General features: G+C 37.4%; 14 protein-coding genes. 1 reads left to right on the top strand and 13 read right to left on the bottom strand.

Annotation, left to right across the window (positions count from 1 at the left end; all coding sequences use genetic code 11):
• Nucleotides 1-26: 26 nt before the first annotated feature.
• The 13 genes from ypfJ to DYR29_RS16150 form a co-directional block, all read right to left on the bottom strand.
• Nucleotides 27-890, bottom strand: a complete 864-nt coding sequence (gene ypfJ / locus DYR29_RS16090; RefSeq protein ID WP_213277668.1) for a KPN_02809 family neutral zinc metallopeptidase — start codon at nucleotides 888-890, stop codon at nucleotides 27-29.
• A 66-nt stretch (nucleotides 891-956) separates the two neighbouring features.
• A complete protein-coding gene (locus DYR29_RS16095) occupies nucleotides 957-3,035 on the bottom strand; it encodes an LTA synthase family protein (protein WP_213280643.1) in 2,079 nt (692 codons plus the stop codon).
• Nucleotides 3,036-3,192: 157 nt separating this feature from the next.
• On the bottom strand, nucleotides 3,193-3,711 hold the full coding sequence (gene ribH, locus DYR29_RS16100) for a 6,7-dimethyl-8-ribityllumazine synthase (protein ID WP_213277669.1): 519 nt from the start codon (nucleotides 3,709-3,711) through the stop codon (nucleotides 3,193-3,195).
• Nucleotides 3,712-3,714: 3 nt separating this feature from the next.
• Nucleotides 3,715-4,422: a tetratricopeptide repeat protein gene (locus DYR29_RS16105; RefSeq protein ID WP_213277670.1), complete on the bottom strand. Its 708-nt coding sequence runs from the start codon at nucleotides 4,420-4,422 to the stop codon at nucleotides 3,715-3,717.
• Nucleotides 4,423-4,651: 229 nt separating this feature from the next.
• Nucleotides 4,652-5,188 (bottom strand): adenine phosphoribosyltransferase, encoded by a 537-nt coding sequence (locus DYR29_RS16110; RefSeq protein WP_142717322.1) that lies wholly within the window; start codon nucleotides 5,186-5,188, stop codon nucleotides 4,652-4,654.
• Between the two features lie 3 nt (nucleotides 5,189-5,191).
• Nucleotides 5,192-6,391, bottom strand: a complete 1,200-nt coding sequence (locus tag DYR29_RS16115) for a hypothetical protein (protein ID WP_213277671.1) — start codon at nucleotides 6,389-6,391, stop codon at nucleotides 5,192-5,194.
• Between the two features lie 175 nt (nucleotides 6,392-6,566).
• The gene (locus tag DYR29_RS16120; protein WP_213277672.1) at nucleotides 6,567-7,583 is read right to left on the bottom strand and encodes a hypothetical protein; all 1,017 of its coding nucleotides are present in this window, start codon (nucleotides 7,581-7,583) and stop codon (nucleotides 6,567-6,569) included.
• 160 nt (nucleotides 7,584-7,743) lie between these two features.
• Nucleotides 7,744-9,075: a hypothetical protein gene (locus DYR29_RS16125; RefSeq protein ID WP_047422176.1), complete on the bottom strand. Its 1,332-nt coding sequence runs from the start codon at nucleotides 9,073-9,075 to the stop codon at nucleotides 7,744-7,746.
• An 8-nt stretch (nucleotides 9,076-9,083) separates the two neighbouring features.
• Entirely contained in the window at nucleotides 9,084-9,773 is a 690-nt protein-coding gene (locus DYR29_RS16130; protein ID WP_213277673.1) for a c-type cytochrome, read from the bottom strand.
• Nucleotide 9,774: 1 nt separating this feature from the next.
• The gene (locus DYR29_RS16135; RefSeq protein ID WP_047376185.1) at nucleotides 9,775-10,296 is read right to left on the bottom strand and encodes a DUF3341 domain-containing protein; all 522 of its coding nucleotides are present in this window, start codon (nucleotides 10,294-10,296) and stop codon (nucleotides 9,775-9,777) included.
• Nucleotides 10,283-11,680 carry an NrfD/PsrC family molybdoenzyme membrane anchor subunit gene (gene nrfD / locus DYR29_RS16140; protein WP_047380200.1) on the bottom strand — a complete coding sequence of 466 codons (1,398 nt, stop codon included), beginning with the start codon at nucleotides 11,678-11,680 and terminating at the stop codon, nucleotides 10,283-10,285. Before nrfD ends, DYR29_RS16135 begins: the two co-directional genes overlap by 14 nt.
• 25 nt (nucleotides 11,681-11,705) lie before the next feature.
• A complete protein-coding gene (locus tag DYR29_RS16145; protein ID WP_213277674.1) occupies nucleotides 11,706-14,765 on the bottom strand; it encodes a TAT-variant-translocated molybdopterin oxidoreductase in 3,060 nt (1,019 codons plus the stop codon).
• A 23-nt stretch (nucleotides 14,766-14,788) separates the two neighbouring features.
• On the bottom strand, nucleotides 14,789-16,147 hold the full coding sequence (locus tag DYR29_RS16150; protein ID WP_213277675.1) for a c-type cytochrome: 1,359 nt from the start codon (nucleotides 16,145-16,147) through the stop codon (nucleotides 14,789-14,791).
• Between the two features lie 184 nt (nucleotides 16,148-16,331).
• Between DYR29_RS16150 and DYR29_RS16155 the strand changes: the two genes are divergently transcribed.
• Entirely contained in the window at nucleotides 16,332-16,889 is a 558-nt protein-coding gene (locus tag DYR29_RS16155; RefSeq protein WP_213277676.1) for an SPOR domain-containing protein, read from the top strand.
• Nucleotide 16,890 lies beyond the last annotated feature (1 nt).

Here is a 16,890-nt window from a genome sequence, read left to right on the forward strand (position 1 = left end):
TATATAATCTGAATAATTTTGATAAACTATTTTAATAATTGGTTGAAAGTATCCCCCTGTCTGATATCTCCGGTGTTGTACCCTTTCATAAACCATTCTTTACGCTGCGCAGATGATCCGTGAGTGAAGCTTTCCTGATTGACGTATCCCTGGCCTCTTCTCTGAATATTATCATCTCCAACGGCTTCTGCAGCATCTATGGCAGACTCAATGTCCCCAGGTTCCAGTATATGTTTGCTGTCATTTGTTCTTTTTGCCCAAACTCCGGCATAGAAATCAGCCTGTAATTCTGTAGCCACGGATACTCTGTTCATCTGTTCTTCAGAATATCTTCCGCTTCTTCTTAATGCATCCACTTTTTGAGTAGTTCCTAAAAGAGTCTGAACATGGTGTCCTACTTCATGGGCAAGAACATAAGCTACCGTAAATTCCGTTACTTTCGCCCCGAATTTTTGCTGAAGCTCACCGAAAAAACTCATATCCATATATACTTTCTGATCTGCCGGGCAATAAAAAGGTCCCATGGCAGATTGAGCTGTACCACACGCTGAAGAAGTGGTGTTTTCAAAAAGAACAATACCAGGATCGGTATAAGTCATTCCATTTTCAGTAAAAATCTGATTCCAGGTCTGGCTATTCCATGCATCCATCATTTTTACCATTTCCCCGATTTGTTTTTCACCGGCTGTAAGCTCTCTCTGTTCTCCGGAATTTCCGGAAGGCTGCATACTGCCGGAATTCAAAATACCGGATGGATCACCTCCCAAAAAGAATACAATGGCTGCTATAATTAAAGTTCCAAGTCCTCCGCCTACGATCATACCACCACTTCCTCCTCCGGAACCACGGCGGTCATCAACGTTTCCGCCTCTGTCGTCTGTCCATTTCATAGTAATAAATTTATTCGTTAATTTAAATATTTTACGCCAAATTATATGCTAAAAATATTTAGATATTTATCTGTTAAGTTGTTTCGTTTTTAGCCAGTAAGATGTAGACTGATACGCTGATACAGCATCATCTACCAGTTTCTGGTCTGGATTTTTTAATAATTTTTCGTCATAATACAGTTTAAAGGCTGGAGCCAGATCGCTTTTTTCCAGTTCCAAAGAATATTGTTTTACCTTTTTTACCGGGGAAATAATGGTCAGATGTCCGTCTTTTATAAAACCAAGATCCTGATAGGTTGCAACATAAGCTTTAGGCTGGAATTCCGGTTTGAATACATCCTGACCTAAGAATTTAGATTGGTAGCTGAAGTTCAATAGTCCTAAAACGGTTGGCATTAAGTCTATCTGAGACATCAGAGCATCAAATTTCTGAGGCTGAATAAATCCTTCTGAAAATACAATTGCAGGAATTCTGTATTTATCCATAGGAAGTTCTGTTTTTCCGGCACTTGATGCACAGTGATCTGCAATGATCACAAAAACAGTGTTTTTATACCAGTCTTGTTTCTTAGCCATCTCAAAGAACAGTTTAAGCGAATAATCAGTGTATTTTACACCACCTTCACGTGATTTTGCCGTTCCCGGAATATCAATTCTTCCGTCAGGGTAAGTAAATGGTCTGTGATTGGAAACTGTCATCCAATGATTGAAGAATGGTTTTCCTGACTTAGCTTCAGCACTCATCACCTGAATTGCTTTTGTAGCCATATCTTCATCAGCAACACCCCAAACATTGGCAAAAGTGATTTCTTCCGGTTTAAAGTTGTTTCTGTCTACGATATCATAGCCGTTTCCTTGGAAGAAATCCTGCATATTATCAAAATAGCTGTATCCTCCGTATAAAAATTTGACATCATACCCTTTGGATTTGAATACATTTCCGGTTGTGAATTTGTTTTTATTGTCATCTCTTTTGATGATACTTTCTCCTGCAGTGGGGGGAATACACAATGTTAAAGCTTCCAGCCCGCGTACTGTTCTGTTTCCTGTAGCATAAAGGTTGGTAAACATCAGCGACTTGTCTGCAAGGCTGTCAAGGAAAGGTGTGATTTTTTGTGTATTTCCATAATGTTCCATGAAATCGGCAGAAAGGCTTTCGATAGAGATCAATACTACATTTTTCTTCATTTCAGGCTGCTCAGCAACAATATTTCTTGATAATGTCTGCTGTGGGTACTGGCTTAGAAAATTCTTTTCAGCCTGCTGTTGATTGATCTGGGAGTAAAACTGGAAGTAATCCAGCTCATTATGCGTAAAAGCCCAATAGAACTTTGGCAGTCCGTTGGCTTCAATTTCATCTGCAAATACATTATCTGACCTGATTTGCATTAAAGAAGGAATTGCGAGTACGCTAAGCGCACAAAGTACCATGAAACTTCCCAGAAGAACCATTTTTTGTTTAAAATCCGGAAGTTCCAGCAGCTCATCTTTTGTTTTCTTATAAATGAACCATGTGATGGTAAGCGTAACGATCATGATCCCTGAAAATAAAGGAATGACAGGATAACTTTCCATGATATTTCCAATCACTTCATTGGTGTAAATCAGATAATCTACTGCAATAAAGTTATAGCGAACTCCGAATTCATTGTAAAAGAAGTATTCACTTACGCCATTGAAGATAATTAGAAGAACATATAATAATAATGTGATGAAATATAAGATGTTACGAATCTTTACTCTTTGTTTAGGAAGGAAGAGCATCAATCCAAAGAAAAGTGTTTTTATTCCTACAAAAACAAGCGCTATTTCCATTATAGAACCTCCGTATTGCTTGAAAATGTTGTTAGGAACAAGCCATATATAAAGGAAGAACAGGACCAGCACTCCTAAAATAATATATCCGTAAGGTTTTTTATATTTTGAATTGGAAAGGAAGAGAAAATAAAGCGCGAGAATAGTACTGGCAAGAATGAATACAAAAATATCATTCACCAGACCTATCAACAGAACTTTTACGACTTCGAAAAATCCAAAACTAGCGGTAGTGATAGGATGAAAAAAGAATACTGTCCTTATTATCAATGAAATAATAAGATAGAAAATTCCTAAATATAGGAACGGTTTTATTTTTTTTAAAAACATGTATTGACTGTTTTTATTGGTTTTCACAAAGATAGTTTTTGTACAGAACTTTTGATGAAAAAAACAAAAACATCTTTTTATTAATAGGATTTTTTATACTTCAATAAAAAAGGACTATTAAAAAATAGTCCCAATATACTGTTAAGGTGATCTGCGGTTAAGAGTGTCCGAAACCGATATTTCCTTTTTTGTCAGATAATTTCTTTTTGAAATCAATCATTCTAAGAGCTGTAACGGCTGCTTCAACTCCTTTGTTTCCAAGGTCACCACCGCTTCTTGCGATAGATTGCTCTTTAGTGTCGTCTGTCAATACACAGAAAATTGTAGGAGTGTCCGTCATAATGTTACAGTCTTTGATTCCCTGTGCTACTGCAGAACATACATAGTCAAAATGAGGAGTTTCCCCACGGATTACACACCCGATAGAAATTACTGCGTCATATTTTCTCTCTTTGCAAAGCTGCATGCTTGCATAGTTGAGTTCAAAAGCTCCGGGAACAGAGAAAAGTTTGATGTTTTCAGGTTTTACCCCCTCTTTTTCAAGGATTTCCAAAGCTGCATCACGAAGATTGTACGTTACAAAATCATTCCACTCAGAAAAAACAATGCCGATAGAAAAATCTTCGGCATTAGTTATATGAAGTGGCTTGTAATCGGAAAGATTAACTGTTGCCATTTTTTAGTAATATTTAGTCATTTCAATATAAGAATCAGACATTCCGTTGTCGTAGTCCTGATATTTCTCATCAATTGCAGAGAAGTATTTTTTAGCTTCTGCATTTTTCTTTAATCCTAAAGCAACGATACCTGCTTTTCTTGTGAAATAGTATGCTGTATACGGATCATCAGAAGCTGTTGCTGCTTTGTCTAATAAAGCTAAAGCTTCATCATTTTTGTTAAGACCTGATTTAGCATCTGCCATAGCTCCGTATTTCATTGCTACTAAAGTTTTGTTGTCAGATGAAAATTGATCTAAAAGATCATAAGCTTCCTGGAATTTTCCTTCCTTGAACTTTAATAAACCTGCATTATAAGATGAAAGTTTACCAATTTTAGTAGAAGAATATTCGTTATATGTACCTACAAAACCTGGGTTAGCTGCAGATTTTCCACCCAAAGCATCTTTATCTTTACCTTCAGTAAGACTTTTTTGAGCAGAAAGGAAACTTTTCACAGCTTCAGCATTCTTTGGAGCAATTACAAATTGCTTGTAAGCGAAGAATCCTAACACTGCTAAAATTAATGCTCCAAATACAAAACCTAGAGGCTTTGAATATTTTTCAACAAATCTTTCAGTGTTTAAAGCTTCTCTGTCAAGGTCTTTAAAGAACTCAACCGTTTCTTTACCTTCTTGCTCGTTCTGAGCACTCTTTCCCAATTTTGCCATAAGTTTTTAAAAATTGAAATGCAAATTTAATTGTTTCTGAGAGATTTACAAAATACTTTCTGAGTATTATTGATGAAATCTTGTGAATTGTTAATTGTGAATGATGAATTTATTAAAAAAAAGATGCTTCGGCAAGCTCAGTATGACACTTTTAATACTACTTGCTTTCATCTCAAAGTAAATTATTAGCGTTGTCATGCTGAGCCTGTCGAAGCATATATATTAAATCTTAATATCCTAAAATATGGTAGATCTCTGCACCGAATTTTTTCAGCTTTTCGTCACCACCCAAGCCTTGTAAGCCAATTAGGAAACTGAATTGGGAAACAGTTGCTCCCTGTTTTTCTATCAGTTTAGCTGCTGCTTCAGTAGTTCCTCCTGTTGCTAAAAGATCATCATGAATCAAAACTCTTTGTCCCGGTTTTATCTGTCCTTCGCGGGTTTCGATGATGGCACTTCCATATTCCAGATCGTATTTTTCTGAAATGACAGGGGGAGGAAGTTTTCCGGCTTTTCTGATTAAGATGAACGGAACTTCCAATGCTACGGCAATTGCAATTCCAAACAAATAACCACGGCTTTCGATTCCGCAGACTGCATCCACTTTCCCTTTACTGAAGGCTGCAAGATCTGCAATCACGTCTTCGTAAAGTTTCGGGTCTAAAAAGATGGGTGAAATATCCTTAAACTGTATTCCCGGAATCGGAAAATCAGGGATATTTTCAATTGTTTCTTCTAATTTTTTGATCAGTTCTGCTGAAGCCATTTATTAATTAATTTTATAGCTGGAAATTTTCCAGTCTCCGTTTACATTTTTAAGGCCGAAAGTTACTTTTAATGAAGTTGTCTTCCCGCTTTTATCCGTTACATCATAGGTGGCATTTACGCTTGCACTGTTGGCTGTGGCACCACTTGTAGTAATATTCTTTACGCTTACATTTTTCACAGATCCGAAACCTGAAGTAGGATTTGAGAAAGACTCATAGCTTCCCCAGCTTGGATTGCTGGCTGTTTCGTAAGCTGCTTTTAAGTTTTGTGAACTTACGCTGTTCAAAAATTTACTTACTGTATTTTTAGGATCTGCAGTTGGCTGTTTTGGAGCAGCTGGTGCTGATGGATTAGCTGTTGCAGGATCTGTAGTTGTTCCGGTGGTTGCAGATGGATTATTAGGATCTATTACAGCACTCGGTTGGTCGGGTACAGCTGTTGTATCGGTTTTAGGAATGGCAGGAACTTTCAGAGCTGCTGCATTCACATCAAGACCAATTTTTGACATTTTGAAAGTTTTCGCAGTTGTTTTTACAGAAACTGTGATATCGATTTTGTTATCTACAACTTTTGCTGCCGGAATAGAGGAGAACTTTAGGTTGAATCCTTTAAAGTTATTATCCTGCATCAGGTTTTTAGCGGTAGCAAGTCTTACTCCGTTACTGAATACTTCAAGGGTTGCTTCCAGACCTGCACCTGTAAAAGATACCGGGTTTCCTGCAGCATCTACAAGTCTTGGTACAATTTGAATAGCAGTAGGAGCTCCGGTTCCGTCATCTCCTGTAGGTTTCGTTATAAGGCTTAATGATCCTGCTTTTACGTCATTAGGATCGCTTTCTTTAGCTTTATCATCCCCGAAGATATTCATTTCTCCAAGTGATGGAGGGGCAGTACTGGCCCATTCTATTCCGTTTTTCTGCGCAACTTCGTCTGCCAGGGACATAATCTCAGGAACTTTTTTCCCGTTGATCAGCTTTCCAAGGGCTTTTAGCTCGTTTACATCACCATCGGCTTCTACGCCAAATGTTTTAAGGATATAAAGAGCCTCATTAAACTTAATCTGTTTAATGGTTGGTAAACTGGAAGTCATATCATTGATACTTGACTGCAGTGTTTTAGTATTCGTAGCATCTACATGATCTTTCTTACATGCTGTAAAAAGCAACAGACTGAAAACAAGTAGAAAAGAAAACTTTTTCATTTTTATTTGGTTTGTTGCAAATTTAATAAAACCTTTATTAATACCGGATTTTATTTTTTACTTTATGTTTTTTGCTTAATTATTATTTTTTTCCTGAAAAGGATGATGTTCTTTTAATTTTAGAATTCAATTTGAATATTTAGAGCATGGAAAGTGATTCTGAACCGGGTTTTCATTATTTTTTATTGGTTTGCTCTTTTAGATCACCTTTGAAAAAACTGCTGAAAATGGTCTGCATATTAGGAAATGATGAATCCTGCCAGTAGGGTGTTTTGTAATTGCTGTTGTCTTTATCGAATTTCACTTTCTCAATATCATTGTCATTACTGAAATTAAGTTCTGCGGGATAAAAGTTAGTATAAACGGCTATCTGATTGTAATTGGGTTCGCTTTTATGTTTTAGTTTTACAAAAATAAGCTCATTATACTCCAGGAAATCTTTCAGTGTTTTTTCTGATCCCTTGTCAAAGGACATATTTAAAATTGTTCTGATATCATAGAATCTGTATCCTAAGAAAGAAAATTCTTTATCCTGAAGCAGGCCACCAGTTACTTCGATCTGATCTTTGCGATCCCCTTTTAATTCTTTAATGATATTTTTTGTTGTTTTATATTCTTCCGGATTTCCTACGTTTTTAAGTTTTGGAAGCTGCAGGGAATTTCCATAATCCCATGATGAAGTTTCTTTTTTCTCATTTTTAGATTCTGCCAGTCTGAAAACTCTGTACTGTTCTACATTGGCGCTTTTCAGTTTTTTTGATTTATTATCAAAAATGTAGGTTACAATTCCGTCTGCGTAACTATTTAGTTTATTGTTTACGGTTACATAAGCGTTAAAATTTCCTTTGATGAAAATGTATTTGGCTGGCTTATTATTTTTGATGACAACGGTTTCAATTTCTTTTACCTGATCATTGATTTTAATGATTGGCTGGTCAAAATCTGAATAGGATAGTGTGGCAACCGGAAAGTTATTATAAACCAGCTGAAATTTTTCCTGAGCAGGAGATAGTGACTGTTTGTCAATCTTGCCATCAATATCAGAGTAGGCGAGGATGCTGCCGTCTTTGCCAAATACGGAAACTCTGGGAAGAGGGTTATTATTTTTTTCAGAAACAAAAGTAATGACCTGTGCATTCGTGAATACGGAGATCAGAGTGAATAGAAAGTAAAAAAGGTGAATTTTTTTCATTGGAGTATTTTGTTTTTGGCGTTAATAATACAACCGACTTTTATATAAAGACTCGAAAAACAGAAAATGGTTGCCTGAAAATTCTTGTTTGCGTCATTGCATAAAAAAAGACTGATTGTTTAACAATCAGTCTTTTATAATTTTATTTTGTTACAAGTCCTTAGAAAGGATACTCATAAATTTCAGATTCGTGTAAGAATGGGTTTCCTGTAGGAATCAACTTCAGTTTTGATAAAGCTGAAAGTACAGTAAACATAAATAGTCCAGCTACGAATAGAACTGCTCCAAGGATTAACAAGAATACTTCAGGAGTGTTCCAGTATGGTCCTACCGTTCCCGGCATTACCATGTTGAAGTAATCTAAAAGGTGTCCTAAGATAACTACTACTGCCATTGTGGTAACTACTTTGTAGTTTCTCTTGATGCTGCTGCTTACTAATACCAATAGCGGTAATAAGAAGTTTACAATCAGCATTGGTAAAAACGTAGTACCATAGTGCTGGAATCTACCGAAGAAGTAGTTAACCTCTTCCGGAACGTTTGCATACCAGTAAAGCATGAACTGAGCGAACCATGTATATGTCCAAAGCATACTTGTAGCGAAAAGGAAAACTCCTAAATCGTGTAAGTGGTTGTCATTGAACTGTGGTAAGAAACCATTTTTCTTAAGATAGACACTTAATAAAATGATTACAGCAATACCACTTGAAAGGCAGCTAACCATTGAATACCAGATGTACATTGTAGAGTACCAGTGAGGGTCAATAGACATCAACCAGTCCCAAGCCCAAGCTGCAGAAGCAAATCCGAAGAATACGATATATCCTACTGCCCATCTGTAAAGGAACTGATATTCCACTTTTGATTTTGTCTCGTCTACTTTTTTAGACTGAGCTTTAAGTTTCCAAGCAAAGAAAGAAGCACCAATCACATAGATTAAAGTTCTTATTGCATAGAAAGGAATATTTAAGAATCTTTTCTTTTCAAATAGGATCACATCAAAATGAGCAGACTCTGGATTTGTCAATTCAGGGTCCATCCAGTGGAATAAATGACCATTATGAGTGATGTTTAGGATCATTAAGATAACCAGGATTGCACCACCGTAAGGAATATAAGAAGCAATAGCCTCCATTACTCTTGTGATGATAATAGGCCATCCTGCGTGAGCTGCGTGCTGAATACAGTAAAAGAACAGTACAGCGCAACTTACTCCAAAGAAAAAGACAGCTACAAAGTGCAGCGATGCTAATGGCTGGTTGTGAACCTGAAGCTCAGCATGCTCTAAATGAGCTGCGTGATCCTGAGGTCCCACCATTTCACTTGAGTGTGTAGGAGCATCATGACCAGAAGCATGAACAGCTTCCATCATGTGTTCTATTTTCTCAGTAGAAATTCCTTTGTTCATAAAGAAACCAATACCGAAAAGAACTAAACCTACAACAAGAAGTATTATAGAAGTTGATTTTAATTTTGGTGAAAAACTATACATTTCTTTTCTTATTTTTTAGTTTCGGTAGTCGTTTCAGTTGTTGCTGGTGCCGCCGCTGTAGCTGCTGCCGGTGCTGCTGCTCCTTTTTTGAAAGCACTCATCACATACATTGCTACTCTCCATCTGTCTCCTGCGTTCAATTGTCCCGCATAAGATCCCATGGCATTTCTACCGTTTGTTAATACATAATGAACAGATCCTACAGTAATTTCTCTGTCAGCATAGTTTGGTACTCCAGAGAATGCTCCACTTTGAACGATAGGTCCTTGTCCATCACCTCCTGTACCGTGACATGCAGCACAAGTGTGATCAAACAATATTTTACCTCTTTCAAGATCCTTAGCTGCATTAGCAGGGTTCAAAGGAGATACTGTAAGTTTTTTAGAAGCGTCATACCCAGCGTTGTACTCGTCAACATTCTTAGGTAGTAAGCTTTCTTCAAAAATGCCATCTTTATTTTGAGAAACTGATCCTTCTACAGGAGAAAGACCTGTTGCGCCACTATTTTTAACAAAAGCAGGAATTTCATTTTCATGATCTGAATAAGCATCCTGTGCTTTCATCAATGGATCATAAGCTACCGGAAAATACATGTCCGGGAAATATACCAGCGGAGTATTCTCCTTTGGTCCGCAAGAGTTAAGTAAAACCGTTGTTAAACCTAAAACTGCTGTAATTTTTAATACATTCTTTTTCATTTTAAGCGTCTTTAACAGTTATTTCTTCAACTCCAGTTTCAATAAGCAACTGTTTTACAGATTCTACATCTTCAGTTACAAATTCCATCATGAATTTATCATCAGTAGTTCTCGGGTCTGGGTTCTGAGCAGGAGCTCCCGGATACATTTTGTTTCTAACCAAGAAAGTTAAAGACATCATGTGAGCAGCACAGAATACCATTAATTCGAACATTGGAACTACGAATGCCGGCATGTTGTGTGCCCAGTCAAAAGCTGGTTTACCACCGATATTCTGCGGCCAGTCGTGATTCATCACATACCAAGTTACAGTAGCACCGATAGTAACACCGTAAAGAGCATATAAGAATGCGGCATCAGAAATTCTTGTTTTCTTTAACCCTAAAGCCTTGTCTAGTCCGTGAACCGGAAACGGAGTATACACTTCGTTTATAGCGATTCCTTTATCGTTGAATGCCTTAACGCCGTTCATTAAATCGTCGTCATCAGCATAAAGTCCGTATACAATTTTAGTGGTGCTCATCTCCTTCTTTTGCTTTATAAGTTTCACCTGAGATTTTCAAAATCGATTTTAATTCAGCCTGTGCAATTACAGGGAATGTTCTTGCGTATAATAAGAATAATACAGAGAAGAATCCGATAGTTCCCAAATATACACCCACATCAATGATCGTTGGCTTAAACATTGTCCATGATCCTGGTAAGTAGTCTCTAGAAAGGTTGATAACGATGATATCAAAACGCTCAAACCACATACCGATGTTGATGATTAATGCAACAATAAATGTCCAGATAATGTTCGTTCTAAGTCTCTTGAACCAGAATGAAGCAGGAACAACAAGGTTACAGATGATCAATGACCAGAATGCCCACCAGTAAGGTCCTACAGCAGCACCTGGAGAAAGATATGTGAAATCTTCAAATCTAGATCCTGAGTACCATCCGATGAAATATTCAGTAGCATAAGCTACAGTTACCATACCACCTGTAAGAACGATTACGATGTTCATAATTTCGATATGATACATTGTAATATATTCTTCTAAGTGACAAACTTTTCTTGCAATTAACAATAGAGTCTGTACCATTGCAAATCCTGAGAAGATCGCACCAGCTACAAAGTAAGGAGGGTAGATTGTTGAGTGCCATCCTTTAATAACTGAAGTTGCGAAGTCAAAAGATACGGTAGTGTGTACTGAGAATACAAGTGGAGTAGCCAAACCTGCAAGAACCAAAGAAAGTTCTTCGAATCTTTGCCAGTGTTTTGCTTTACCACCCCAACCGAATGCAAGGAATGTATAAATTTTCTTAGTCCAAGGAGTTTTCGCTCTATCTCTGATCATTGCAAAGTCAGGGATTAGTCCCATGAACCAGAATACAGTTGATACTGAGAAATACGTAGAGATCGCAAATACGTCCCAAAGTAGAGGAGAGTTGAAGTTCCCCCAAAGAGAACCGAATTGGTTTGGTAAAGGGAATACCCAATATCCAACCCAAACTCTACCCATGTGGATTACAGGGAAGATTGCTGCCTGTACAACCGCAAAGATCGTCATCGCCTCTGCAGATCTGTTTACAGACATTCTCCATCTCTGTCTAAATAATAATAATACTGCTGAGATTAGGGTCCCGGCGTGACCGATACCTACCCACCATACGAAGTTGGTAATATCCCAACCCCAGTTAATAGTTCTGTTAAGCCCCCATGCTCCAATACCTGTCCCGATAGTGTAAGCGATACAGCCGAATCCATAGAGGAATAGAACTAGTGCAGCATATAGTGAGATCCACCATAATTTACCTGCTCTTTCTTCGATAGGTCGTGCGATATCTTCTGTAATATCGTGATAAGTTTTGTGACCAATAATTAGAGGTTCCCTTATCGGAGCTTCGTAATGTCCTGACATTTTTTACCTATTTATTATTTAAACTTTATTTTTCTACTCTGTTTCTTACTTTAGTGTGATAGAACACGTTTGGTTTTGTTCCGATCTCCTCAAGTAAATAATATCTTCTGTTAGATGCATATTGCTCTCTAATTGCAGAATCTTTATCATTCATGTCTCCAAATGTCATTGCTCCTGTAGAACAAGCTTTAGAACAAGCAGTCTGGAATTCTCCATCCTTCACTTTTCTTCCCTCCTTCTTAGCCTCAAGAATAGTATTCTGAGTCATTTGGATACACATTGAACATTTCTCCATTACCCCTCTAGTTCTTACAACTACATCCGGGTTAAGTACCATTCTTCCTAAATCGTTGTTCATGTTGAAATCGAACTTGTCATTTAGGTTATAAGTAAACCAGTTGAAACGTCTTACTTTGTACGGACAGTTGTTTGCACAATATCTTGTACCGATACATCTGTTGTAAGCCATATGGTTTTGACCTTGCTTACCGTGTGAAGTAGCCGCTACCGGACATACAGTTTCACATGGAGCGTGGTTACAGTGCTGACACATTACAGGCTGGAAGATTACATCCGGGTTGTCTGCAGGGTGGTTTAATGCACCTCCGTCTCCAAAAGCAGTACCATACAATTCAGGTACAGCCATTCCTTCTTTCAATCCTTCGTATACTTCTACTTTTTGTCTTGAAGAATAGTAACGGTCAATTCTTAACCAGTACATATCTCTTGACATTCTTACCTCTTCTTTACCTACTACAGGAACGTTGTTTTCTGCCTGACAAGCAATAATACATGCTCCACAACCAGTACAAGAGTTCAAGTCAATAGATAAGTTGAAGTGAGGACCATCTGTATCATCGAAAGCATCCCAAAGGTCGATTTTTCTCGCCGGAAGTGCTCCGCTGATTGTGTGATATTCCAAAGGCTTATTCCATCCTTTGTGCTCATCATCAAAAGCAACGTTAATGAATTCAGCTAAAGGAACTTCCTTCGCGATTTCATAACGACCCATTAATGTATTTTGAAGCTGGATCCCTGCAAATTCGTGATCTTCTCCTGTTTTTTCGATTTTAACACCTGAAAGAACAAGGTTAGAACCATCAAATAAAGGATAAGCATTTACACCAGTATCTGCAGTTGCCCCTGAGTTTTTCTTACCATAACCAAGTGCAAGACCTACAGATCCTTCAGCTTGTCCTGGCTGTACAAATACAGGAACGTTTTCTATTTTTACTCCGTTTACAGTAAGGTTTACAATAGAACCATCCAGCTGCATTCTTGCATTAAGATCGTTGTCAATTGCAAATTTCTCTGCATCTTTAGAAGAAATTGTAAGGTAGTTATCCCAAGACATTCTTGTAATTGGGTCTGGTAACTCCTGCAGCCAAGGGTTGTTTGACTGAGTACCATCTCCCATTGAAGTCTTAGTGTATAATACTAATTCTAATTCAGAAGCTTTGAAGTTTCCTAATTCAGCAACAGCCTGTGCACCGTTTCCACCTGTGTAAGATAAAGTTGTCGTGTTTGTAGAAGCGTTGATACCGTTATACAATGCTTTGTTGAAAGAAGTACCACCTAAAAGTGAAGCAGAGCTTGCTTTTAAATAATCGTAGTAATTGTTTGCTGCATTGTTTTTACCATTCTTCCAAACCAATAGAGATTCTTCAATCTGTCTTGATTTGTAGATTTTCTGAATAGTAGGCTGCATCAATGAATATACTCCTGTCTGTGGTTCGATATCTCCCCAAGACTCTAGCCAGTTAGCTACAGGAATTACAGCTTTCGCTGCTTTGTACATTTCATTTTTCTTATCTGCTACAGCAACTACGTAAGGAACTTTTGATAAAGATTTTTTGAAATCTTCTCCTTTTGGATGAGAGTAGATAGGGTCTACGTTGTTTGTAACCAATACACCAACTTGTCCACCATTTACCCATCCTAGGAATTCCTGGTATCTCGCACCGTTAAATTCTTTAAGGAAGTTTGCTTTACCAGTGAAAGCTACTGAACCTAATTTTTGGTTGATTAAGTGTGCTAAAACCTGTGCTCCTTTAGAACCGTCAGCAAAAACAACAGCTTTGCTTCCTTTTGCCTTCAATTCGTTAGCAATTTCAGTAGCAGTCTTATCAGAAGTACCGCCACCTACGATTGCATTGTAAACTTCAACTAAAGTCTTGTTTACAGCACTTGGTTTTAATCTGTATCTTGAGTCAGCATTAGCACCAGTTAATGACATGTTAGATTCCACTTGGATGTGTCTCAACATGTTTGCTCCCGGTTTTCTAGCCGCTGCATAAGAAGTTTCTAAGCTTGAAGCGTTATAGTCTCCTAAGAAATCAGCCTGGAAAGAAACTACCAATTCAGAACCTTTAAGGTCATAAACAGGTAATGCTCTTTGTCCGAATACTTCCTGAGCTGCATCTAATCCTGCAGAGTAAGGGAAAGCATCATAAGTTACTAATTCAGCTGTAGGATATTTAGCTTTGAATTCAGCGAATAACTTTTTGAAAGTTGGTGAAGCAAAAGAGTGTGATAAAACCACAATCTTTTTGCCAGACGCTTTAGCTTCTTCCAGACCTTTAATAACAAAACTGTCTACTTTATCGAAAGTTTCATCTTTACCGTCCAGTTTAGGCTGCTTTACTTTATCATTATCATAAAGAGAAAGTACACTTGCCTGAGCTCTTGCATTAGTTTTACCTAAATCGCCACCAGCCGGGTTTGGTTCAATTTTGATGGGTCTACCTTCACGGGTTTTTACTAAAACACTAGCAAAGTCGAAACCGTCAAAATATGTTGAAGCGTAATAATTAGGGACTCCCGGAATAATATCATGCGGTTTTACCACATAAGGAATCGTTTTGATTACCGGAGCTTCGCAGGCAGCTAATGTAACTGCTGCTGTAGAGAATCCTAATAATTTCAGGAAATCTCTTCTTGAAGTACTAGATCCGTTTTTCTCAGCATCTCCAAGGAAATCTTCTACCGGAATTTCTTCCTGAAACTCTTTCTGAGCCAGCTTATTATTCAAAGCTGGATCTTTAAGTTCATGAATACTTCTGAATTGTATTTTGTTTGAAGCCATTTATACTTCTAATTTTTTAGTTATTAATAATGACATTTACCACACTCAAGACCTCCAATTGCATCTACAGTGATCTTACCTCCATCTTGTGGATATTGTTTTTTCAACTTGTCGTGTAGATTTTTGAAGTACTCTTTATTATAACCGTTGTTCATATCAACTTCAGTCGTTCTGTGACACTCGATACACCATCCCATAGTAAAGTCGTTAGCCATTTGAACAACATTCATTGTATCAATTTTACCGTGACAAGCTTTACATACAACATCAATTTTGTTGGTAGGATTCTTTTTGTTGAAAGAATTGATGATCGCTTGTTCTCCAGCAATTACGTGCTGAGAGTGGTTGAAGTAAACGAAGTCTGGCATGTTGTGGATTCTTGTCCATTCAACCGGTTGTGTTTTTCCTGTGTACTGTTGTTTTGCAGGATCCCAACCTGTTGCAGCGTAGATCTTCTGGATTTCTCCGTCATAGAATGCCTTATCTTTTCCTGGCTCCATGTAGTGATCTGCATTGTATTCAGAAATTGTTCTGTGACAGTTCATACAAACGTTCATAGAAGGGATTTCAGATACCTTTCCGTATTTAGCACTAGAGTGACATAACTGACAGTCAATTTTTTGTTCTCCGGCGTGAATTTTGTGAGAGAAGTAGATAGGCTGCTCAGGTTTGTACCCTTTGTAAACCCCAATCCACATCAACCAGTTCCATACTCCATAAGCGGCTAAAATAGCAAGGATTGCTAATAAACCTTTACCAATGTAGTGGAACTTCTCATACATTTCACTGAAAGAACGAACTCTTGTTTCGTTAAGTCCAGCTAAATCTTCAGATTGACCCAGCTTTACCAATTGTCTTAGTTTTGCTAAGATCCAAACCAGTAAACCTGCGATCGCTAAAAGTGAAATGATAACAACGTTTGTAGTAGTTTTGTCTGCAGGTGCTGCCGCAGTAGCGTCAGTTGCAGGAGTTGCTTCCGGCTTTTTCTCTTCCGGAGCCGGAGGATTAGTAGTGAAAGCTAAAATGTCGTCAATATCCTTATCTGTAAGATTTGGAAAGACCTGCATTTCAGTCTTATTAAACTTTTCAAAAATCTCATTGGCGTATTTATCCCCAGAAGCTCTCAGAGCTTTGTTGTCTTTGATCCACTTGTGAAGCCAATCTTTGTCTACACCACCTTCTGTCTTTACTCGTTCTACAACCCCCTTTAATGGTGGTCCAACAACTTGTTTGTCCAGCGCGTGACATGCAGTACAATTCGCTTTGAAAAGTTTCTCTCCGTTTTTAGGATCGCCGTCTTGCCCGTAAAATGAAGCACTGGTTGATAGCAATAAGCCTATTGCGATCAACGTTTTTTTATAATGCTTTCTCCAACTAATCATTTAAATTATCTTATGTTAGTAAATTATTGAACATTCAATCAATTCGGCAAAAATAATATTTTTAACAGGAATTTAACGGTATATCGAAAAGGGAAAATATCATTTACGTTTAATTTGTATTGATTCTAAATAACCTGTTTGGTATAGTTTTTTAATTTGTATAAATTTGCGAAAACAAGTTTAAATGAAAAATTTGATTAAAATATTTTCGATATTATCACTATTTGGTTTTTATAATATTGAAGCCCAGCAAGTTGTTAAAAAAGATACCCTTTCAGGTACAGAACTTGTTATGACAATGGATTCCAAAATAAATGCAGCTTTGGAAGGAATTGAAGGAAAATGTGCTAAAGTTGCTCCTACAAATTCTTCTAAAGATTCCGGCTCCAATGATAGTGGATTTTCTACAGGGATAAGTACAAAACCTCCTAAAATTTTTGTGCCGAGCAGAGAGCTTACCAATGCTGAAATTTGTAAGAAAAATCCTAGAATTTTAGGTTTTAAAATTCAGATTACCACTGTGAAAAGTAATGAAGAAGCGAATGAAGTAAAGTCTTATTTCAGAAAAAGATTTCCTAATCTTAAGGTGGAAACGGATGCTTCTTTAAGACCTAACTATAAGATCCTGGCAGGAAGTTATTTCACAAAACAAAGTGCAGCGAGCGACCTTTCGAAAATCAAAGAATATTTCAAATCTGCAGTTGCAGTACAGTACAGAATTTTCTGTGCAGAAGCAAAATAGA

Source organism: Chryseobacterium indologenes, assembly GCF_018362995.1.
GTDB lineage: Bacteria > Bacteroidota > Bacteroidia > Flavobacteriales > Weeksellaceae > Chryseobacterium > Chryseobacterium indologenes_G.

Coding starts and splice junctions, on each gene's coding strand:
- DYR29_RS16155 (WP_213277676.1), top strand. CDS start 16,332: ATGAAAAATTTGATTAAAATATTTTCGATATTATCACTATTTGGTTTT.
- DYR29_RS16135 (WP_047376185.1), bottom strand. CDS start 10,296: ATGAGCACCACTAAAATTGTATACGGACTTTATGCTGATGACGACGAT.
- nrfD (WP_047380200.1), bottom strand. CDS start 11,680: ATGTCAGGACATTACGAAGCTCCGATAAGGGAACCTCTAATTATTGGT.
- ypfJ (WP_213277668.1), bottom strand. CDS start 890: ATGAAATGGACAGACGACAGAGGCGGAAACGTTGATGACCGCCGTGGT.
- DYR29_RS16125 (WP_047422176.1), bottom strand. CDS start 9,075: ATGTATAGTTTTTCACCAAAATTAAAATCAACTTCTATAATACTTCTT.
- DYR29_RS16130 (WP_213277673.1), bottom strand. CDS start 9,773: ATGAAAAAGAATGTATTAAAAATTACAGCAGTTTTAGGTTTAACAACG.
- ribH (WP_213277669.1), bottom strand. CDS start 3,711: ATGGCAACAGTTAATCTTTCCGATTACAAGCCACTTCATATAACTAAT.
- DYR29_RS16095 (WP_213280643.1), bottom strand. CDS start 3,035: ATGTTTTTAAAAAAAATAAAACCGTTCCTATATTTAGGAATTTTCTAT.
- DYR29_RS16145 (WP_213277674.1), bottom strand. CDS start 14,765: ATGGCTTCAAACAAAATACAATTCAGAAGTATTCATGAACTTAAAGAT.
- DYR29_RS16110 (WP_142717322.1), bottom strand. CDS start 5,188: ATGGCTTCAGCAGAACTGATCAAAAAATTAGAAGAAACAATTGAAAAT.
- DYR29_RS16105 (WP_213277670.1), bottom strand. CDS start 4,422: ATGGCAAAATTGGGAAAGAGTGCTCAGAACGAGCAAGAAGGTAAAGAA.
- DYR29_RS16120 (WP_213277672.1), bottom strand. CDS start 7,583: ATGAAAAAAATTCACCTTTTTTACTTTCTATTCACTCTGATCTCCGTA.
- DYR29_RS16150 (WP_213277675.1), bottom strand. CDS start 16,147: ATGATTAGTTGGAGAAAGCATTATAAAAAAACGTTGATCGCAATAGGC.
- DYR29_RS16115 (WP_213277671.1), bottom strand. CDS start 6,391: ATGAAAAAGTTTTCTTTTCTACTTGTTTTCAGTCTGTTGCTTTTTACA.